At 42.2% G+C, this 21,583-nt stretch carries 25 protein-coding genes; all 25 read right to left on the bottom strand.

Translation table 11 applies throughout. The features are described from left to right. Positions 1-27: 27 nt before the first annotated feature. Positions 28-426 (bottom strand): 30S ribosomal protein S8, encoded by a 399-nt coding sequence (gene rpsH / locus O2S85_RS00720; RefSeq protein WP_269410892.1) that lies wholly within the window; start codon positions 424-426, stop codon positions 28-30. A 29-nt stretch (positions 427-455) separates the two neighbouring features. Continuing rightward, complete coding sequence (locus O2S85_RS00715) at positions 456-641, bottom strand: type Z 30S ribosomal protein S14 (RefSeq protein WP_019375521.1); 186 nt, start codon at positions 639-641, stop codon at positions 456-458. A gap of 42 nt (positions 642-683) precedes the next feature. Further along, positions 684-1,223, bottom strand: coding sequence for a 50S ribosomal protein L5 (gene rplE, locus O2S85_RS00710; RefSeq protein WP_269410891.1), 540 nt, complete (start codon positions 1,221-1,223; stop codon positions 684-686). A 26-nt stretch (positions 1,224-1,249) separates the two neighbouring features. Continuing rightward, a complete protein-coding gene (rplX, locus tag O2S85_RS00705) occupies positions 1,250-1,561 on the bottom strand; it encodes a 50S ribosomal protein L24 (RefSeq protein ID WP_269410890.1) in 312 nt (103 codons plus the stop codon). Positions 1,562-1,599: 38 nt separating this feature from the next. Next, positions 1,600-1,968: a 50S ribosomal protein L14 gene (gene rplN / locus O2S85_RS00700; protein WP_269410889.1), complete on the bottom strand. Its 369-nt coding sequence runs from the start codon at positions 1,966-1,968 to the stop codon at positions 1,600-1,602. A 41-nt stretch (positions 1,969-2,009) separates the two neighbouring features. Continuing rightward, positions 2,010-2,273, bottom strand: coding sequence for a 30S ribosomal protein S17 (gene rpsQ, locus O2S85_RS00695; protein ID WP_269410888.1), 264 nt, complete (start codon positions 2,271-2,273; stop codon positions 2,010-2,012). A gap of 29 nt (positions 2,274-2,302) precedes the next feature. Then, a complete protein-coding gene (gene rpmC, locus O2S85_RS00690) occupies positions 2,303-2,503 on the bottom strand; it encodes a 50S ribosomal protein L29 (RefSeq protein WP_269410887.1) in 201 nt (66 codons plus the stop codon). Then, entirely contained in the window at positions 2,493-2,927 is a 435-nt protein-coding gene (gene rplP / locus O2S85_RS00685; RefSeq protein WP_269410886.1) for a 50S ribosomal protein L16, read from the bottom strand. The genes rpmC and rplP overlap by 11 nt, the downstream gene beginning before the upstream one ends. 18 nt (positions 2,928-2,945) lie before the next feature. Next, on the bottom strand, positions 2,946-3,587 hold the full coding sequence (rpsC, locus tag O2S85_RS00680) for a 30S ribosomal protein S3 (RefSeq protein WP_269410885.1): 642 nt from the start codon (positions 3,585-3,587) through the stop codon (positions 2,946-2,948). Positions 3,588-3,590: 3 nt separating this feature from the next. Beyond that, complete coding sequence (gene rplV / locus O2S85_RS00675; RefSeq protein WP_269410884.1) at positions 3,591-3,932, bottom strand: 50S ribosomal protein L22; 342 nt, start codon at positions 3,930-3,932, stop codon at positions 3,591-3,593. 18 nt (positions 3,933-3,950) lie between these two features. Then, positions 3,951-4,229, bottom strand: a complete 279-nt coding sequence (gene rpsS / locus O2S85_RS00670) for a 30S ribosomal protein S19 (protein ID WP_269410883.1) — start codon at positions 4,227-4,229, stop codon at positions 3,951-3,953. Positions 4,230-4,280: 51 nt separating this feature from the next. Then, positions 4,281-5,111 (bottom strand): 50S ribosomal protein L2, encoded by an 831-nt coding sequence (gene rplB, locus O2S85_RS00665; protein ID WP_269410882.1) that lies wholly within the window; start codon positions 5,109-5,111, stop codon positions 4,281-4,283. Positions 5,112-5,138: 27 nt separating this feature from the next. After that, the gene (rplW, locus tag O2S85_RS00660) at positions 5,139-5,426 is read right to left on the bottom strand and encodes a 50S ribosomal protein L23 (protein WP_269410881.1); all 288 of its coding nucleotides are present in this window, start codon (positions 5,424-5,426) and stop codon (positions 5,139-5,141) included. Next, a complete protein-coding gene (gene rplD, locus O2S85_RS00655) occupies positions 5,426-6,049 on the bottom strand; it encodes a 50S ribosomal protein L4 (protein WP_269410880.1) in 624 nt (207 codons plus the stop codon). The genes rplW and rplD overlap by 1 nt, the downstream gene beginning before the upstream one ends. Before the next feature lie 26 nt (positions 6,050-6,075). Continuing rightward, a complete protein-coding gene (gene rplC / locus O2S85_RS00650) occupies positions 6,076-6,705 on the bottom strand; it encodes a 50S ribosomal protein L3 (RefSeq protein ID WP_269410879.1) in 630 nt (209 codons plus the stop codon). A 31-nt stretch (positions 6,706-6,736) separates the two neighbouring features. After that, positions 6,737-7,045, bottom strand: a complete 309-nt coding sequence (gene rpsJ, locus O2S85_RS00645) for a 30S ribosomal protein S10 (protein WP_269410878.1) — start codon at positions 7,043-7,045, stop codon at positions 6,737-6,739. A 463-nt stretch (positions 7,046-7,508) separates the two neighbouring features. Next, entirely contained in the window at positions 7,509-8,699 is a 1,191-nt protein-coding gene (gene tuf, locus O2S85_RS00640) for an elongation factor Tu (protein WP_269410877.1), read from the bottom strand. Positions 8,700-8,816: 117 nt separating this feature from the next. Then, positions 8,817-10,895, bottom strand: a complete 2,079-nt coding sequence (gene fusA / locus O2S85_RS00635; protein ID WP_269410876.1) for an elongation factor G — start codon at positions 10,893-10,895, stop codon at positions 8,817-8,819. Positions 10,896-11,055: 160 nt separating this feature from the next. Beyond that, a complete protein-coding gene (gene rpsG, locus O2S85_RS00630; RefSeq protein WP_269410875.1) occupies positions 11,056-11,526 on the bottom strand; it encodes a 30S ribosomal protein S7 in 471 nt (156 codons plus the stop codon). Positions 11,527-11,628: 102 nt separating this feature from the next. Next, positions 11,629-12,039 carry a 30S ribosomal protein S12 gene (gene rpsL / locus O2S85_RS00625; protein WP_269410874.1) on the bottom strand — a complete coding sequence of 137 codons (411 nt, stop codon included), beginning with the start codon at positions 12,037-12,039 and terminating at the stop codon, positions 11,629-11,631. Positions 12,040-12,178: 139 nt separating this feature from the next. Then, positions 12,179-12,433 carry a 50S ribosomal protein L7ae-like protein gene (locus O2S85_RS00620; RefSeq protein ID WP_269410873.1) on the bottom strand — a complete coding sequence of 85 codons (255 nt, stop codon included), beginning with the start codon at positions 12,431-12,433 and terminating at the stop codon, positions 12,179-12,181. Positions 12,434-12,751: 318 nt separating this feature from the next. Further along, positions 12,752-16,351 (bottom strand): DNA-directed RNA polymerase subunit beta', encoded by a 3,600-nt coding sequence (gene rpoC, locus O2S85_RS00615; RefSeq protein WP_269410872.1) that lies wholly within the window; start codon positions 16,349-16,351, stop codon positions 12,752-12,754. A gap of 91 nt (positions 16,352-16,442) precedes the next feature. Beyond that, a complete protein-coding gene (gene rpoB, locus O2S85_RS00610; RefSeq protein WP_269410871.1) occupies positions 16,443-19,979 on the bottom strand; it encodes a DNA-directed RNA polymerase subunit beta in 3,537 nt (1,178 codons plus the stop codon). Between the two features lie 477 nt (positions 19,980-20,456). Next, positions 20,457-21,056 carry a class I SAM-dependent methyltransferase gene (locus O2S85_RS00605; RefSeq protein WP_269410870.1) on the bottom strand — a complete coding sequence of 200 codons (600 nt, stop codon included), beginning with the start codon at positions 21,054-21,056 and terminating at the stop codon, positions 20,457-20,459. A 149-nt stretch (positions 21,057-21,205) separates the two neighbouring features. Beyond that, positions 21,206-21,571, bottom strand: coding sequence for a 50S ribosomal protein L7/L12 (gene rplL, locus O2S85_RS00600; RefSeq protein WP_269410869.1), 366 nt, complete (start codon positions 21,569-21,571; stop codon positions 21,206-21,208). Positions 21,572-21,583 lie beyond the last annotated feature (12 nt).

Here is a 21,583-nt window from a genome sequence, read left to right as displayed (position 1 = left end):
CGCACCTCCTCAATTTGAAAATGTTAATTACCAGACATAGGCAAGAACTTCGCCGCCTACAGCTTGTGAGCGTGCTTCTTTATCGGATAACACACCTTTGGATGTTGATACGATTGCAATACCCAGACCGTTTAGCACTCGTGGTACCTCATCGGCTTTTGCATAAACACGCAAACCTGGTTTACTAATTCGTTTGATACCTGTAATTACTCGTTGACTATTTGCACCGTACTTAAGGAATATACGCAAAACACCTTGCTTGGCATCCTCAATGAATTCATAATCACGTACGAATCCTTCACGTTTCAAGATATCAGCGATCTCTTTTTTGATTTTAGATGCAGGAAGCTCAAGCTTATCGTGTTTTACCATATTAGCATTGCGAATACGAGTTAGCATATCTGCAATTGGATCTGTCATAACCATTAATCATTACCTCCTTCCCGAAACGGGTTTTACCAGCTTGCTTTTTTGACACCAGGAATTTGACCTTTATAGGCAAGTTCACGGAAACAAATACGGCATAATTTAAATTTGCGTATTACAGAATGTGGACGACCACAACGTTCACAACGTGTATATTCACGAACTTGATATTTTTGTGGGCGTTTTTGTTTCGCAATCATTGATTTCTTAGCCACAATTTTCCCTCCTTGTATTAGCTCTCTTCATAACGACCTCTCTTACTTTTGGAAAGGCATGCCTAGCTGAGCCAACAACTCACGCGCTTCTTCATCAGTATTTGATGTTGTTACAACAACAACGTCCATACCACGCACTTTGTTTACTTTATCATAATTAATTTCCGGGAAAATCAGTTGTTCTTTAATACCTAATGTGTAATTACCGCGACCATCAAAAGCTTTTTTTGAAATTCCGCGGAAGTCACGAACCCGTGGTAATGAAACGGAAATAAGTTTCTGCAGGAATTCATACATGCGTTCACCACGAAGCGTAACTTTAGTTCCAATTGGCATTCCTTCACGCAAACGGAAACCTGCAATAGATTTCTTTGCGCGGGTTATCATTGGTTTTTGCCCAGAAATTAAAGCTAGTTCTTCAACTGCACTATCCAATGCTTTTGAGTTTGAAACTGCATCGCCAACACCCATATTGATAACAATTTTTTCGATTGCTGGCACTTGCATAACAGATTCATAATTGAATTTATTCATCAAAGATGGCAAAATCTCATCTTGATATTTTTGTTTAAGTTGATTCATCACGAGCGCCCTCCTTTCGCCGAAAATTACTTATCTAATGCTTCACCGGATTTTTTCGCGATACGAACCTTTTTGCCGTCCCGTACTTCATACCCAACACGAGTTGGTTCACCTGATTTCGGGTCAATTGGCATTACATTGGAAACATGAATAGCAGCTTCCTGATCGAGAATTCCACCCTGAGGATTATCTTGTGAAGGCTTGGCGTGCTTTTTCACCATGTTGATTCCTTCGACAATGACACGTTCTTTTTTAGGATATGCTTCTAAAATAGTCCCTTGTTTGCCACGATCTTTTCCGGAAATAACTTTGACTTTATCACCTTTTTTTACATGCATGCTTTACGCACCTCCTTGGCAAGGTCTAAACATTTGGTTTATAAAACTTCTGGAGCTAGAGATACGATTTTCATGAACTTTGCATCACGCAATTCCCGAGCAACTGGTCCGAAGATACGTGTACCTCTTGGACTTTTGTCATCACGGATAATTACGGCAGCATTTTCATCAAAACGAATATACGATCCATCTTTACGGCGCATTCCGGATTTGCTGCGTACAATAACAGCTTTAACAACTTCACCTTTTTTGACAACGCCGCCTGGTGTTGCATGTTTCACCGAACAAACAATGACATCACCAATATTAGCTGTTTTACGTCCAGATCCGCCTAATACTTTAATTGCTAGAACTTCACGGGCACCAGAGTTGTCTGCAACTTTTAAACTAGTTTCCTGTTGAATCATAAAGAGTGACCTCCCTTCGGATCTTCCTGAGCGAACTTTTATTAAATAATGACCGCTTCTTCAACAACATCAATCAAACGGAAACGCTTAGTGGCTGAAAGCGGGCGTGTTTCCATGATGCGTACGATATCACCAATTTTTGCCTGATTGTTTTCATCATGTGTTTTAAATTTTTTCGAGTATTTTACACGTTTACCGTATAATTTATGGAACTTATAGGTTTCAACCAAAACTGTGATCGTTTTGTCCATTTTATCTGATACTACACGGCCGGTATATACTTTACGATTGTTACGTTCAGTCATTTTGAGGCTAACCTCCTCTCTTATTTACGTTAGTTATTCACACTTATTTCACGTTGACGTACAACTGTTTTCATACGTGCAATTGATTTCTTAACTTCACGAATTCGTGCCGTATTTTCCAATTGTCCAGTTGCTAATTGAAAGCGCAAATTAAATAGTTCTTCCTTTAACGTTTTGACCTTTTGTTCAATTTCGGCAGTGGTTAGCTCTCTAATCTCATTAGCCTTCATTGATTTCACCACCAATTTCTTCACGTTTTACGAATTTGGTTCGAATCGGCAGTTTATGAGAAGCAAGACGCAATGCTTCACGTGCGACTTCCTCAGATACACCGGCGATTTCAAACATGATTTTCCCAGGTTTTATAACAGCGACCCATCCTTCAGGGGCCCCTTTACCGGATCCCATACGAACTTCAAGAGGTTTTTTGGTATAAGGTTTATCTGGGAAAATTTTAATCCACACTTTACCGCCACGTTTCATGTAACGGGTCATAGCAATACGAGCAGCCTCAATTTGACGACTTGTAATCCATGATGCATCAATTGCTTGCAGGCCGTACTCACCAAATGCTACTGTTTTACCACCTTTTGCTTGACCTTTCATACGGCCACGGTGTTGTCTACGATATTTTACACGTTTTGGCATTAACATAATGCATTGCCCCCTTCCTTAGTTATCAGTTTTTGTTGGAAGGATTTCACCACGATAGATCCACACTTTAACACCCAATTTACCATAAGTAGTGTCTGCTTCAGCTGTTCCATAATCAATGTCAGCGCGCAATGTGTGCAATGGTACTGTTCCTTCACTATAATGCTCCGCACGGGCGATATCCGCTCCACCCAGACGTCCGGATACTTGTGTTTTTATTCCCTTTGCGCCTCCACGAATAGCACGTTGAATAGCCTGCTTTTGTGCACGGCGGAAAGAGATACGATTCTCTAATTGACGAGCAATATTTTCAGCAACTAATGTAGCATTCAAATCCACTTTTTTGATCTCAACAATATTAATATGGACACGTTTGCCAGTCAAGCTGTTTAATGATTTACGTAAAGCTTCTACTTCTGAACCGCCTTTACCGATTACCATACCTGGCTTACCAGTGTGAATGGTGATGTTAACACGGTTTGCTGCACGTTCAATTTCAATAGAAGACACAGCAGCAATACGTAGACGGTTTTCAAGATATTCTCTGATTTTAATATCTTCATGTAGTAAGTCTGCATAGTCTTTGCCTGCGTACCATTTTGACTCCCAGTCACGAATTATACCGACACGCAGACCTTGAGGATTTACCTTTTGACCCACTGACTATCCCTCCTTCTTTTCTGTGACAACCACTGTAATGTGGCTTGTGCGTTTGTTGATTTTACTTGCACGTCCTTGTGCCCGTGGACGAAAACGTTTCAGCGTAGCACCTTCATTTACAAATGCTTCTGATATAACCAAACTGTCTGTATCCATTTCGTAGTTGTGTTCGGCATTTGCGATTGCTGAGTTGAGCACCTTTTCTACGACTGGAGAAGCACCACGTCGGGTATGGCGTAAAATGGCAATAGCCTCACCAACGTTTTTTCCTCGAATTAAATCTATTACTAAGCGAACTTTACGAGGAGCAATACGAACGGATTTAGCAACGGCTTTAGCTTGCATATAGAGCGCCTCCTCTCATTAGCGTTTTGTTTTCTTATCATCGCCTGCGTGCCCTTTAAACGTCCGGGTTGGCGCGAATTCACCTAATTTATGTCCGACCATGTCTTCCGTAATATAAACTGGCACATGTTTGCGCCCGTCATAAACAGCCACAGTGTGACCAATAAATTGAGGGAATATAGTTGAACGACGAGACCACGTTTTTACAACCTGTTTCTTGTCGTCTTCATTTAATTTCTCTATCTTCTTCATTAGATGGTCATCTGCAAAAGGTCCTTTTTTCAAACTGCGACCCATGGATAAACCTCCTTTCAAAGTTAGATACGGGGGAACTTCCCGTCTATACCGTTATTTTTTACGTGAACGCACGATATACTTATCTGTTTGCTTATTGCGTTGACGTGTTTTGTATCCAAGTGTAGGTTTACCCCAAGGTGACATTGGTGATTTGCGTCCGATTGGTGCGCGTCCTTCACCACCACCATGTGGGTGATCATTAGGGTTCATAACAGATCCACGTACGGTTGGGCGCTTGCCTAACCAACGCGTGCGGCCCGCTTTACCAACACGAATAAGTTCATGTTCCACATTACCAACCTGGCCAATTGTTGCACGGCAAGTTGATAAAACTAACCGAACCTCTCCAGAACCTAAACGTACCAAACTATATTTTCCTTCGCGACCAAGAATTTGTGCCTCAGCACCAGCAGATCTGGCTAATTGACCACCATTCCCCGGTTTTAATTCAATGTTATGAACAACTGTACCAACCGGAATATCTTTTAGTGCCAGTGCATTACCTAGTTTAATATCAGCATTCTCGCCAGATTCAATTTGCTGGCCTACTTTGAGTCCTTTTGGTGCTAATATATAGCGTTTTTCACCGTCTGCATAATGAATTAAAGCAATATTTGCTGTGCGGTTAGGATCATACTCAATAGTAGCAACGCGTCCGGGTATACCGTCTTTATTCCGTCTGAAATCGATCATCCGGTATTGACGCTTGTGTCCACCACCTTGATGACGAACAGTTAATTTTCCCTGGTTATTGCGGCCGCCACGTTTATATATCGGGCTTAACAGGGATTTTTCTGGTTGATCTGTTGTAATCTCCGCAAAATCAGATATCGACATATTACGTCGACCATTTGAAGTTGGTCTGAATTTTTTAATCGCCATCTTGTTTTCCCTCCTTCACATTAACTTTTAGCCTTCAAAGAAATCCAGTTCTTTACTGTCTTCCGAAAGCTGGACGATAGCCTTTTTACGATCTGAGCGATAACCGCCATACCGACCCATTCGTTTGAATTTACCTTTTACATTTAACGTGTTTACTTTAATTACTTTCACACCAAAGACATCTTCCACAGCATCTTTGATTTGTGTTTTATTCGCTTTGGGGCTTACTTCGAACGTATATTTCTTATCTGCCATTAATTCGGCAGAGTTCTCTGTAATGACAGGGCGCTTAATAATATCTCTTGAACCTTCCATTATGCAAGCACCTCCCCTGCTTTTTCAGCCGCATCCTTCGTCAGAATCAGCTTGTCATGCGTGAGTAAATCAACTACATTCACTTCTTCTACAGTAAGTACTTTTACTGTTTGAAGGTTGTTTGCTGAACGGATTACCGTTTCATCTTTTTCCGCTGTAACAATTAATGCCTTGTTATCCACGTTCAAAGCTTGAAGCATGTTGACAATTTCTTTTGTTTTTGGGACATCGATTGTTATACCGTCAAGAACAACCAGATTTTCTTCATTTACTTTGGAAGATAGCGCTGATTTAAGTGCCAGACGACGTACCTTTTTCGGCAATTTGTAGCTGTAACTCCGTGGTGTTGGACCAAAAACTGTTCCGCCGCCTACCCATTGCGGAGCACGAATGGAACCTTGACGAGCACGGCCGGTACCTTTTTGACGCCATGGTTTGCGACCACCGCCACGTACTTCTGAACGATTTTTCACATCATGGGTGCCTTGACGCAATGATGCCTGTTGCATAACAACAGCTTCATGTAATACATGGGTATTCGGTTCAATGCCAAAAACGGAATCGGTCAACTCCATATCTCCTGCTTGTGAACCATCTTGTTTAAATAGTGCTACTTTAGGCATGACATATCCTCCCTTCGTTTGTATAATTAGTTAGCCTTGATTGCACTTGTGACTTTTACGTATGACTTTTTCGCACCAGGTACATTACCTTTGACAAGAATTAGATTGCGCTGTGCATCTACATTAACTACTTCAAGGTTTTGGATCGTAACCTGTTCGCCGCCCATTTGACCTGGCAGACTTTTTCCTTTGAAGACACGCATTGGATCAATATCACCCATTGCACCAGGTGCACGATGGAAGTGTGACCCGTGTCCCATTGGTCCGCGCTGCTGATTGTGCCGTTTGATTGCACCTTGGAAACCTTTCCCTTTTGATGTTCCAGTTACATCAATTTTGTCTCCAGCTTGAAATACTTCAACGCTAATTTCCTGACCTACTTCATATTCATCAAGATTTGCGTTACGGATTTCACGAACGTAGCGCTTAGGGGTTGTGTTTGCTTTTTCAGCATGCCCTTTTTCTGCTTTATTCGTGCGAGATTCCTTTTCATCAGCAAATCCAATTTGAATAGCTTCATAGCCGTCATTCTCCATCGTCCGTTTCTGCAGGACTACGTTTGGCTCAGCTTGAATAACTGTAACAGGAAGCAATTCTCCGTTCTCAGAAAAAAGCTGTGTCATGCCGATTTTACGACCTAAGATTCCTTTCGTCATCCGTTACACCTCCTATTTGGTACAAAATTTATTAAAGTTTAATTTCAATATCCACACCGGATGGTAAATCAAGACGCATTAATGAATCCACCGTTTGTGGTGTTGGATTAACAATATCTATCAACCGTTTATGTGTGCGCATTTCGAATTGCTCACGTGCATCTTTGTATTTGTGCACTGCACGCAACACCGTATAAACAGATTTCTCTGTAGGTAACGGGATTGGACCGGAAACGGCTGCTCCAGATCGCTTTGCAGTATCTACAATTTTTTCTGAGGACTGATCCAAAATTCGATGATCGTACGCTTTTAAACGGATTCTAATCTTTTCTTTTGCCATTATTTTCCCTCCTTTACGCCCATTTTATAATAGACATTCTCCGTGAAAATTTCTTGACCACCCGCCATGGCAAAGGGGCCGGGTGTGCCAACAACCTTCCACTTCATCGCCTTGTGACCAACATTTCAATTATATAGAATCATGATGGTCAATGCAACCCTTTTTTTCTGGTTAATATAAGTATAACCGTCATCATGTATGGTCATAAGCCTAATTTAACACTTGTACCCATTAGATTGCACATTTATGTATTATACTTACTTTTTACACGGAATGCAAGGGATGACGGGAGTTTTTTTAAACAAGTTAGCGCCCGGTTGGCGACGTACGTGCCGAACTCACAACAGGAGCTAAACTCCCCAACAACAAATACCCATCACACGCAGCTTCCATAAACCAAAAAAACAGACGGTGTCGTCACACCGCCTGTCTAACATTTCAAGCTAGCTTATTTTATCAACAATTATTTTTCAATAGTTGTTACAACGCCTGATCCAACAGTACGTCCACCTTCACGGATAGAGAAGCGGGTACCATCTTCAATAGCGATTGGTGAAATGAGTTCAACAGTCATTTCAATGTTATCGCCAGGCATTACCATTTCTACGCCTTCTGGTAGTGTAATAACACCAGTCACATCCGTTGTACGGAAATAGAATTGTGGACGATAGTTAGCAAAGAATGGTGTATGACGTCCACCTTCTTCTTTTGACAATACATAAACTTCAGCTTTAAAGTTCGTGTGTGGTGTGATTGAGCCTGGTTTAGCCAACACTTGACCACGATTGATATCTTCACGGGCTACACCACGAAGTAATGCACCGATGTTATCACCAGCTTCTGCATAGTCAAGCAACTTACGGAACATTTCTACACCAGTAACAGTAGTTTTTCCTGGTTTTTCGTTAAGGCCGATGATTTCAACTTCATCACCAACTTTAACAGTTCCGCGTTCTACACGACCAGTAGCAACTGTACCACGGCCAGTGATAGAGAATACGTCCTCAACAGGCATCATGAATGCTTTTTCATGATCACGTTCTGGTGTTGGAATATATTCGTCAACTGCATCCATCAATTCAAAGATTTTAGCTTCATAGTCAGCGTCACCTTCAAGTGCTTTTAATGCAGAGCCTTTGATTACTGGTACATCATCACCAGGGAAGTCGTACTCAGTTAATAGATCGCGAACTTCCATTTCTACCAATTCTAATAGCTCTTCGTCATCAACCATGTCACATTTGTTCAGGAAAACAACGATAGCAGGTACACCAACGTTACGTGACAACAGGATATGTTCACGAGTTTGCGGCATTGGACCATCGGCAGCAGATACTACCAGAATCGCACCGTCCATTTGTGCTGCACCAGTGATCATGTTTTTAACATAGTCAGCGTGGCCTGGACAGTCAACGTGCGCATAGTGACGGGAATCCGTTTCATACTCAACGTGTGAAGTTGCAATCGTGATTCCACGTTCTTTTTCTTCTGGAGCACCGTCGATTTGATCGTATGCCATTGCAGTACCTTTACCTGATTTCTTATGCAATGTAGTGGTAATTGCTGCAGTTAATGTTGTTTTACCATGGTCAACGTGACCGATTGTTCCAATGTTTACGTGACTTTTCGAGCGATCGAATTTTTCTTTACCCATTTATATTTCCTCCTTTAATTAAATGAACATGTATATTATGATGGTAGGAAAATAACTTATTTGGGTTATTTTCCTTACCTTCATTAAAGTTATACTTTAGATTTATCAAAAAATCAATTATTCACCAGCATTTTTTTTGATAATTTCTTCAGAGATGCTTTTTGGCACTTCTTCATAGTGATCAAAATGCATCGTATATTGTCCACGTCCTTGTGTGTTTGAACGCAATGCAGTTGCATAACCAAACATTTCCGAAAGGGGTACAAATGCTTTGATCATTTGCGCTGGGCCACGTGCTTCCATGCCTTCTACACGTCCGCGACGGGAGGTTACATCTCCCATAATGTCACCCATATATTCTTCAGGAATGGTGATTTCAACCTTCTCAATTGGTTCAAGCAGTACTGGGTTACATTTGTTTTTCGCTGCCTTCAACGCCATTGATGCAGCAATCTTAAATGCCATTTCATTAGAGTCAACATCATGGTAGCTGCCATCAAATAATGTAGCTTTGACATCAATTAACGGATAACCGGCTAACACACCATTTTCCATGGATTCTTTAATGCCTGCTTCGATAGCGGGAATGTATTCACGTGGAACAACTCCGCCAACAATTTTGTTTTCAAACTCAAAGCCTGCTCCTTCTTCATTAGGTTCAAATTTAACCCAAACGTGACCATATTGTCCACGTCCGCCAGATTGACGAATGAATTTACCTTCAACCTCAGCAGAAGAACGGAAAGTTTCACGGTACGCAACTTGTGGCGCACCAACATTGGCTTCTACTTTGAATTCGCGTTTCAGGCGGTCAACAATGACATCCAGGTGAAGTTCTCCCATACCGGAAATGATTGTTTGACCAGTCTCAACGTTTGTTTCCGTTTTAAATGTTGGATCTTCTTCCGCAAGCTTCCCTAATGCAATGCCCATTTTATCCTGGTCAGCTTTGGTTTTTGGTTCAATCGCTACGGAAATAACCGGTTCCGGGAATTCCATGGATTCCAGGATGACCGTGTCTTTTTCGGCACATAGCGTATCACCGGTTCCGGTATCCTTCAATCCTACTGCAGCAGCGATTTCACCAGAATAAACAGTGGAAATTTCCTGACGGTGATTGGCGTGCATTTGCAGAATCCGTCCAACCCGTTCCCGTTTGTCTTTTACTGAGTTCTTCACATATGAACCGGAGTCCAATGTTCCGGAATAAACGCGGAAGAATGTCAGTTTACCAACATACGGGTCTGTCATTACTTTAAATGCCAGCGCTGAAAATGGTGCATCGTCATCTGACGGCCGTGTCACTTTCTCTTCAGAATCTGGCATGATACCTTCGATTGGCGGTACATCCGTTGGTGCTGGAAGGTAATCAATAACACCATCAAGCATTAATTGAACACCTTTGTTCTTAAATGCTGATCCACCAAACACTGGGTAGAATTCAACATTCAATGTTGCCTGACGAATGGCGGCTTTTAGTTCCTCTTCGGAAATCTCTTCGCCTTCCAAATATTTCATCATCAAATCTTCATCAAGTTCGGCAACAGCTTCAACTAATGAATCGCGCATTTCTTGAGCTTTGTCTTTATACTCATCAGGAATTTCCCGGGCATCTGCACGAGTTCCTAAATCGTCCTCATAGTAATAAGCTTCCATCGTGACTAGATCAATGAGACCTTCAAAATTATCCTCTGCACCAATTGGCAATTGAACCGGATGGGCATTGGCACCTAACCGTTGTTTTAGTGTACCGGTCGCATACATGAAGTCAGCACCGATCTTATCCATTTTGTTAATAAACACAATACGTGGCACGCCATATGTGGTTGCTTGGCGCCACACTGTTTCTGTTTGTGGTTCAACACCCGACTGTGCATCAAGGACTGTTACAGCACCATCAAGGACACGCAATGAACGTTCCACCTCAACTGTGAAGTCTACGTGGCCTGGTGTATCAATGATGTTAATACGATGGTTCTTCCATTGGGCAGTCGTTGCAGCGGAAGTAATCGTAATTCCGCGTTCCTGCTCTTGCTCCATCCAGTCCATTTGAGAGGCACCTTCATGTGTTTCACCAATCTTATGAATACGTCCTGTATAGAAAAGAATACGCTCAGTTGTAGTGGTTTTACCTGCGTCAATATGCGCCATAATACCAATATTGCGCGTCTTTTCCAAGGAGAACTCTCTCGGCATGTATTCTTCTCCTTTCTTGTGAAAACATTTAGTGTATAAGCTGTTCAAAAAGTATAAAATGAACTCCGAATTTCGGATATAGTATTGGCATTACAACAGAACGACAAAAATCTTAGCCGACCCCGGTTCTTTTATTTTTCTTTTGAACACGCCTGAAATTTTACCAACGATAGTGAGCAAATGCTTTGTTTGCTTCTGCCATCTTGTGCATTTCTTCGCGTTTTTTAACAGATGCACCTGTGTTGTTTGATGCGTCCAGAATTTCGTTTGCAAGGCGTTCTTCCATTGTTTTCTCTCCGCGGAGTCGAGAATAGTTAACAATGTAACGAAGCCCCAATGCTTGACGTCGTTCAGGTCTCACTTCCATTGGTACCTGGTAGTTTGATCCACCAACACGGCGGGCACGCACCTCAAGTACTGGCATAACATTTTTCATTGCTTGTTCAAAAACTTCCATTGCGTTTTGACCGCTTCGTTCGCCAACAAGTTCAAATGCTTTATAAAGAATTTTTTGTGCTTTGCCTCGTTTGCCGTCAACCATGATTTGATTGATTAAACGAGTTACTAATTTTGAATTGTATAATGGATCCGGTAAGACATCGCGTTTAGGTACTGGTCCTTTTCGTGGCATATGTCCCCCTCCTTTCTCAGAATCTTGGTTGAAGTTCAAAAGGCACGAAAAAAGAACGATTCCCTTTAATTGCCTTTTTGAACGCTTTATACCTGGCTGTTATTATTTCTTTTTCTTTGTTCCATATTTTGAACGTCCTTGTGCACGTCCTTCAACACCGGCTGTGTCAAGTGCACCGCGAACAATATGGTACCGTACCCCTGGCAGGTCTTTTACACGTCCGCCGCGGATAAGCACAACACTATGTTCTTGCAAGTTGTGGCCAATACCAGGAATATAAGCTGTTACCTCAATGTTGTTTGACAAACGAACACGGGCATATTTACGAAGTGCCGAGTTAGGCTTCTTCGGTGTCAATGTTCCTACACGGGTACAAACACCACGTTTTTGCGGAGACGAAAGATCGGTGAATGATTTTTTAAAACTATTGTACCCTTTGTTTAATGCAGGTGAGTCAGATTGTTTTGTTTTGCTGACACGGCCTTTACGTACAAGTTGGTTAATTGTAGGCACTTTATTATCCTCCCTTCAAGTATAAACTGTAAAAATATCGTCTTGTACCACCTGGTGCCACAGCAATTTGTAATACCACGTACCCAGGTGGTTCATTTTTAAACAAAAAACAAAGCTTTCACGAGGGCCCTCGCCAAAACTAATCATGTTTAATTGCTACAGTTGATGCACCAACATCTATTCCACAAGCTGCGCCAAGCTTTTTCATTGAATCAACACGATCTATGGAAATATTTAGTTCATCAGCCAAACGCACTACCTCTTCAATCATTTGCTGATCTGCATCGTTCGCAACAACTACTTCACTGATGACGCCTTTTTCCATGGCTTTAAGCGTCTGCTTTATACCGATTATTAATCCTGAGCGAACCTGAGTTACTTTTTCATAAGACATCGTAATATCCTCCAAAGCAAACAAGTATAATCGGAAGCACCTTGAATATAGTACCATTGTCTTTTTTTAATGTCAACACAAATTTAGATGAAACTCATATAAGAGGATGTTCAAAAAGTCCGGTAAAAATGACACGTCGAATTTCGTCGTTGGCTTGCTTTTCCGCTCCTCATGTACCTTTTATGTACACTCCGGTGCTCAAAGCTACGCCGCCTAGAACTTCTCGGTCCTTTTTATCCTCCTTTTTGAACACGCACTATAAGGTGCTTCCGATTACTTACTATACTTTTTCTTTATCTCTACTTCTTTTTTTGCTGTTTATTGCACTACTTCTTCTTGTTCATCTTCCTGTGGCTCATCAATAGCTGCTTCAATTTTCCGGTACCTGTCAATACCTGTTCCAGCAGGTACCAGCTTACCAATAATGACGTTTTCTTTCAAACCAAGCAGCTCATCCCGTTTTCCTTTTATAGCAGCATCCGTTAAGACACGCGTTGTTTCTTGGAAGGACGCAGCAGACAGGAATGAATCTGTTTCCAACGATGCTTTTGTAATACCGAGTAATACCGGTTTGCCAACAGCCGGCTGTCTTTCTTCATGAAGGACTTCCTGATTGGCCTCTTTAAACTGGTGTATTTCCAGTAATGAACCAGGCAGAACATCCGTATCACCGCCATCCATAATGCGGATTTTACGAAGCATTTGTCGTACCATAACCTCCACGTGTTTATCGCCAATTTCAACACCCTGCATGCGATATACACGCTGCACTTCACGCAGGAGGTAATTCTGTACGCCATCTACACCTTGTACGCGCAGCAATTCTTTCGGATCCACAGAACCCTCAGTCAATTCCTGTCCGGCAATGACTTGATCATCAAGTGATACTTTAAGCCGTGCATTGTACGGAACAGCGTATGACTTTTCTTCTACGTCACCCTGGATGACAATTTCCTGTTTGTCTTTTACTTCTTTAATCTCTTTAACCGTTCCAAAAATTTCTGTGATTACGGCCTGACCTTTTGGATTACGCGCCTCAAACAATTCCTGAATACGAGGGAGACCTTGTGTGATATCATCACCAGCAACTCCGCCTGTATGGAAAGTACGCATAGTTAACTGTGTACCAGGTTCACCAATTGATTGGGCTGCGATGATTCCAACTGCCTCACCAACTTCAACCTCATCACCAGTTGCCAGGTTACGGCCATAACATTTCTTACATACCCCGTGTTTCGTGTTACATGTAAATGCGGAACGAATAGTAACCTGCTCAATACCTGCTTCAACGATTTGTTTTGCCTGATCTTCCGTGATTAACGTGTTAAATTCAGCGATTGTATCACCTGTTTCCGGATGACGCACTGTTTCAAATGCGGTCCGGCCAATGAGACGGTCCACAAGCGGTTCGATCACTTCAGTACCATCTGTTAACGCCTCAACAGTTAAGCCTCGATCTGTTCCACAATCGTTTTCCCTGACAATAACATCTTGAGCAACATCAACAAGACGACGCGTTAAGTAACCAGAGTCAGCTGTCTTCAATGCCGTGTCGGCTAATCCTTTTCTGGCTCCGTGTGTGGAAATAAAGTACTCCAATACAGTTAGCCCTTCACGGAAGCTTGATTTAATCGGTAACTCAATAATACGTCCAGATGGGTTAGCCATTAGACCGCGCATACCAGCAAGCTGCGTGAAGTTGGAAGCATTACCACGTGCTCCGGAATCGCTCATCATGAAAATTGGGTTACGAGCATTCAGCGACCCCATCAATTTATCCTGAATGGTATCCTTCGCTTGTGACCATACCGCAATAACACGGTCATAGCGTTCTTCCTCCGTGATTAAACCACGACGAAATTGTTTCAATACCTTATCTACTTTTTGCTGTGCATCTTCCAGAATATCCTCTTTTTCTTTCAATACCACAATATCGGATACCCCAACTGTCATACCAGCCTTGGTAGAAAAGCTGTAGCCAAGGTCCTTCATGCGGTCAAGCATTTTGGAAGTTTCACTGACTTTAAATTTCTTGAATACTTCCGCAATAATATCGCCCAAAAACCCTTTTTTGAATGGTTTGATCAGCTCACGTTTTTCAATTTCCTCTTTTATATTCGTTCCGTTTTCCACGAAATATTTCTCCGGTGTCCGAACCTCAAGATTGGTCTTGGTTGGTTCGTTAATATATGGGAACGAATCAGATAAAATCTCATTAAATATTAATTTCCCTACCGTTGTTAGTAACAATTGATTTTGCTGTTTTTCAGTAAAGGTCTCATTGTTTACACTAGATGCCTTAACAGCTATTCGTGTGTGCAAATGTACATAACCATTTTGGTAAGCAATTAACGCTTCATTGATATCGTTAAAAACAGAGCCTTCACCAATTGCATTCTCCCGTTCAAGCGTTAAATAATAGTTTCCCAACACCATGTCCTGAGACGGCGTAACAACTGGTTTGCCATCTTTCGGGTTCAGGATGTTCTGGGCAGCAAGCATTAAAATTCGTGCTTCCGCCTGCGCTTCAGCTGACAACGGTACGTGTACCGCCATTTGGTCTCCATCAAAATCGGCATTGTATGCTGTACAAACAAGTGGATGCAAACGAATCGCACGACCTTCAACCAATGTCGGTTCAAAAGCCTGAATCCCAAGTCGGTGTAAGGTTGGAGCCCGGTTAAGCAATACCGGATGTTCTTTAATAACATCTTCTAAAACATCCCAAACCTCAGGATGAACCCGCTCAATTTTACGTTTGGCTGATTTAATGTTATGCGCCAATCCCTTTTCCACAAGTTCTTTCATGATAAACGGTTTAAACAGTTCCAAAGCCATTTCCTTTGGCAAGCCACACTGGTACATTTTCAAGTGTGGTCCAACAACGATAACAGAACGGCCGGAATAATCAACCCGCTTACCTAATAAGTTTTGGCGGAAGCGACCTTGTTTTCCCTTCAGCATATGTGACAATGATTTTAACGGCCGGTTACCTGGGCCGGTTACCGGGCGGCCGCGGCGACCGTTATCGATTAAAGCATCGACTGCTTCCTGCAGCATTCGTTTCTCATTTTGCACAATAATACTTGGTGCACCAAGATCCAGGAGGCGCTTCAAACGATTATTGCGGTTAATAACGCGACGATATAAATCATTTAAATCAGAGGTTGCAAAACGTCCGCCGTCCAATTGAACCATCGGCCTGATTTCAGGCGGGATAACCGGCAACACATCCATAACCATCCAGGACGGTTCATTACCGGAATGACGGAATGCCTCCAGTACTTCCAATCGTTTAATTGCACGGGTGCGTCGTTGACCATGCGCCGTTTTGAGTTCTTCTTTTAGTATATCCGCCTCTTTGTCGAGGTCAATATCCTCAAGAAGTTTGCGAATTGCCTCGGCGCCCATTTGTGCCTTGAACGTTTTCCCATATTTATCATAATAGGCACGGTATTCTTTCTCGGATAATAATTGCTTCCTCTCCAATGGCGTACTGCCGGGATCAGTGACAATATATGCCGCGAAATAAATAACCTCTTCCAATGCACGTGGTGACATATCCAGTACGAGTCCCATTCTGCTCGGGATTCCTTTAAAATACCAAATATGTGAAACTGGTGCGGCAAGCTCAATATGTCCCATCCGCTCACGACGAACTTTTGCCTTGGTTACCTCCACACCACAACGGTCACATACAACACCCTTGTAGCGCACTCGTTTATACTTTCCGCAATGACATTCCCAATCCTTCGTGGGTCCAAAAATACGCTCACAAAAAAGCCCATCCTTCTCCGGCTTTAATGTACGATAATTAATCGTTTCCGGCTTTTTAACCTCACCATATGACCATGAGCGGATTTTCTCTGATGATGCTAAACCAATTTTCATATACTCAAAGTTGTTTACATCTAGCAAGGGGCCTACCTCCCTTTTTAGTGTCCGATTTCCTCATTATGCTAAAACCTAAAGATGTTAGCAAGTTCCATGCCAACATCTTTGGTTGTAATTAACTTTGTTCAACTTCCAGGTTAAGTTTGCTTGCAGATTCGGTATCCTCTTCCTCGATTTCCCGCATTTCAATTTCTTCTTCGTCACTTGATAGAACCTTGACGTCTAACCCAAGACTTTGTAGTTCTTTAATTAATACTTTAAATGACTCTGGTACACCAGGTTCAGGTACATTATCACCTTTGACGATCGATTCGTACGTTTTCACACGACCAACAACATCATCTGATTTAACAGTAAGAATTTCTTGCAAGGTATAGGCAGCACCATATGCTTCAAGCGCCCAAACTTCCATTTCACCAAAGCGCTGACCGCCAAATTGTGCTTTACCACCGAGCGGTTGTTGTGTAACGAGTGAATATGGCCCGGTTGAACGGGCATGTAACTTATCGTCAACCATGTGTGCCAGTTTGATCATATACATGACCCCAACAGAAACACGGTTATCAAACGGTTCCCCGGTTCTGCCATCATACAGTATTGTTTTAGCATCCCGCGGCATACCGGACTCTTCCAGGGTTTCCCACACGTCTTCTTCCCTTGCACCATCAAATACCGGTGTTGCCACATGAATACCTAATCGTCTTGCTGCAATACCCAAGTGCAATTCGAACACCTGTCCAATATTCATTCGTGACGGAACACCTAATGGGTTAAGCATAATATCAACTGGGGTACCATCTGGTAAAAACGGCATATCCTCTTCTGGCAAGATTTTCGAGATAACCCCTTTGTTACCGTGGCGGCCTGCCATTTTGTCGCCTTCATGAATTTTACGTTTTTGTACAATATAAACACGTACAAGCTGATTTACTCCAGGAGGCAGTTCATCGCCGTCTTCACGGTTAAAGATCTTGACATCCAGAACAATTCCACCAGCGCCATGCGGTACCCGTAGTGATGTATCACGAACTTCACGCGCTTTTTCACCAAAAATGGCATGAAGCAGACGTTCTTCTGCGGATAGCTCTGTGACGCCTTTTGGTGTTACTTTCCCGACCAAAATATCGCCATCAGTAACTTCAGCGCCAATACGGATGATCCCTTGTTCGTTGAGATTCTTTAAGGCGTCTTCACCAACGTTCGGAATATCCCTTGTAATCTCTTCCGGTCCGAGCTTGGTATCCCGCGACTCTGATTCATATTCCTCCACGTGAATGGATGTATAAACATCATCTTTTACAAGACGCTCACTCATAATGATCGCATCTTCATAGTTATATCCTTCCCAGGTCATAAAGGCAACGAGCGGATTTCTTCCAAGTGCCAGCTCACCTTTTTCCATCGAAGGACCATCAGCAAGGATCTCACCTTTAGTTACCCGGTCTCCAGCACTGACAATTGGACGCTGGTTGTAACATGTCCCCTGATTGGAACGGATATATTTCTGCAATTTATAACGATCCAGGTCACCTTTAACTTCTTTTCCGTCAACTTCTGCAATTCGGCGCACGTGTACTTCTTTGGCTTCTACATGTTCCACAATGCCGGCGTGACGACAGATAATTGCTGCACCGGAGTCTTTTCCGGAAACATACTCCATGCCTGTTCCGACGATCGGTGCTTCCGGATTCATCAATGGCACCGCTTGACGTTGCATGTTCGCACCCATCAACGCACGATTGGAGTCGTCATTTTCCAAGAACGGAATACATGCTGTCGCTGCCGAAACAACTTGTTTTGGTGATACGTCCATATAATCAATACGTTCTCTCGGTACGGCTGTGTTCTCCCCGCGGAAACGAGCAATAACCTCTTCCTCACTAAAGCTTCCATCCTCGTTTAAAGGTGCGTTTGCCTGAGCAACAACATAATTATCCTCTTCATCAGCGGTCAGATAATCAATTTGTGCAGTTACTCTGCCAGTATCCGGGTCAACCCGACGATATGGTGTTTCGATAAAGCCGAACTTATTTACTTTGGCATAACTGGACAACGAGTTAATCAAACCGATATTAGGACCTTCAGGAGTTTCAATCGGACACATACGACCGTAGTGTGAATAGTGTACGTCACGAACTTCCATTCCGGCACGTTCCCGCGTTAATCCACCAGGTCCTAATGCAGATAAACGCCGCTTATGAGTAAGCTCTGCCAGTGGGTTGGTTTGATCCATAAATTGTGACAGCTGCGAACTGCCAAAAAATTCTTTGATAGAAGCAATTACCGGGCGAATATTAATTAGTTGCTGTGGTGTAATACTGGATGTGTCCTGAATAGACATCCTTTCACGCACAACACGTTCCATACGGGATAGCCCAATGCGAAATTGGTTTTGCAGCAATTCACCAACGGAACGCAACCTTCTGTTACCAAGATGGTCGATATCATCCGTATCGCCAACTTTGTACAGCAGGTTAAAGAAATAACTAATTGCTGATAATATATCTGCAGGCATGATGTTTTTCGCACTGTTTTCAATCCCTGCGTTACCGATAACTGTTAATTCCCGTTCTCCACTAGGGTCAGTTGGATCCATAATTTTAATCGACTGAATCCGAATCGGCTCTTCCAACACACCGTCATGTGGTTCAAGGATTTGTTCGCCCAGCATTTCTTCGTCTTTTTCCAAATAAGGGAGCAGTTTGTTTAGTAATTTCCGTTCTAGTCGATCCCCTTTTTGCGCCAACACTTCTCCAGTCTCCTGATCAACAACCGGTTCAGCCAGGACCTGATTAAACAAACGATTTTTTATGTGCAGTTTCTTGTTCATCTTGTATCTGCCAACATGTGCTAAATCATACCGTTTAGGATCAAAAAAACGGGAAATTAATAGACTTTTGGCGTTGTCTACGGTTGGTGGTTCACCAGGACGTAAACGCTCATAAATTTCAAGGAGTGCCTTTTCCGTTGTTTCTGTATTATCTTTATCTAATGTATTTTTCAAGTATTCATTTTCACCGATCAGGTCAATGATTTCCTGATCTGTTCCAAATCCAAGCGCACGTAATAACACGGTAATTGGCAGTTTACGTGTTCGGTCAATCCGGACATAGGCAACATCTTTTGCATCTGTTTCAAACTCCAACCATGCCCCACGATTTGGGATGACTGTTGCAGTGATGCCCCTTTTCCCATTTTTATCAATTTTTTCGTTGTAATAGACACTTGGAGAGCGAACAAGCTGTGACACGATAACACGCTCGGCTCCATTGATAATAAATGTGCCTGTATCAGTCATAAGCGGGAAGTCACCCATAAATACTTCCTGCTCTTTTACTTCACCGGTTTCATTATTAATTAAACGAACCTTCACACGAAGCGGAGCATTATACGTAACATCTCGTTCCTTCGATTCATCGACAGGGTATTTGGGTTCACCTAAACTATAATCGACAAATTCCAATGATAGGTTTCCAGTAAAATCCTCAATCGGTGAAATGTCCTGAAACATTTCCCGCAATCCTTCTTCTAAAAACCATTGATAAGAAGCGGTTTGGATTTCGATTAGGTTAGGTAGTTCCAAAACCTCACTAATGCGCGCATAGCTCCTGCGTTGGCGGTGCCGTCCATATTGAACTAATTGACCTGTCAACTGCTTCACCTCTCAAATCCATCATTTTTCATCACACAAACTTGAAAAACAACTATTATATTAGAAAAACATAACCAAAACGATTTGCCATTTCGGTTCTGTTCCTCGAATCATAAACATAAAATAAACTCTTACTAAAATCTGCTAAACATGCTACTATAAATGTAAGGTGGTCTTGATGGAATGATAAAATCAATTCGTGATGAGCGGATATCAACAAAACTTAACCGCTGCATAAACCATCAACAGGGAGCCTATAGCGAGAAGCATTAAAATAAAAAACGTGCGGCTTCTCTAATTAGATAAGTTTCCCATTTTATCATTGTCTCCGTTCACCAATGAAATATACGTTTGATTTCCACAAAAATTCCCCTTGACAAAGCATTTCCATGTTAGCATTTTATTATAATACCATAGTAGAAATACAAGGTCAAACGTTACACTTTAGATTTAATCAAGCATGGTAATAACATTACTCTAATTTTTAGCGCGCATAATATAATAGCCTTTCGAACGCGCGACCACCTCTACATTTCCAAATAATGTTTGTAATTTGTCTTTCGTTGATGGTGCTCCTTGCTTCTTTTGCATGACTACCCATAATTCACCTTGGTCTAATAAGGCGAGTTTGCTTTCTTCCAACATGGCATGAACGGTTTTTTTGCCGGCCCTTATCGGTGGATTAGTAAGGATGGCAGCGAATTTTCGATCCAATAAATTGGCAAATCGATCACTGTGGAAAAGCTCTACATTATTAACATGGTTCATAGCCGCATTCTCACGAGCCAATTTTAAGGCACGTTCATTAATGTCAGTCATTACTACACGCCGATTTGATAAATGGTCGGCAACGCAAATACCGATTGGTCCGTATCCGCAGCCAAGATCGAGCAAATCTCCATGTTGATCCGGTTCTTTAAATTCCTCGATCAATAACCGCGAACCAAAATCAACCTCGTTTTTCGAAAATACGCCATGATCACTTGTGAATGTATACAATTTGCCTTTTAATTGATAGCTCCATGTCTTGGGTGAACTTTCAGATTGGGGTTGTTGTGAAAAGTATTGCTCGGCCATTTTGCACCCACTTTGTTTATAGTGTACTAAGGAAGAAAAAGTGAAACCAAAAGAATCACTTTAGAGGATGTTCAATGTCTGGATCCGGCATCCTCGCTTTACCAAACAGATGGAAAGCCCACTGGAATCCAGCAGGCTTTCTTATCTAACTACTTCAGTTCAACAGTTGCTCCAACTTCTTCAAGTTTACCTTTTAATTCTTCAGCTTCATCTTTAGATACAGCTTCTTTAATAGCTTTTGGAGCGTTATCTACTAAATCTTTTGCATCTTTCAAGCCAAGGCCAGTGATTTCTTTAACTGCTTTAACAACTTTAATTTTAGAATCTCCGGCACTTTCAAGTACAACATCAAATTCTGTTTGCTCCTCAGCAGCTTCTCCGCCGCCAGCGCCACCTGCTACTGCAACTGGTGCTGCAGCTGTTACTCCAAATTCTTCTTCAATTGCTTTAACAAGATCGTTCAAGTCTAGAACTGACATTTCTTTAATAGCATCAATAATTTGCTCTTTTGTCATGATTTTTCCTCC

The sequence above is a fragment of the Lentibacillus daqui genome (assembly GCF_027186265.1).
Taxonomy (GTDB): Bacteria; Bacillota; Bacilli; order Bacillales; family Amphibacillaceae; genus Lentibacillus_C; species Lentibacillus_C daqui.
This window is presented reverse-complemented; position numbering and strand designations above follow the sequence as displayed.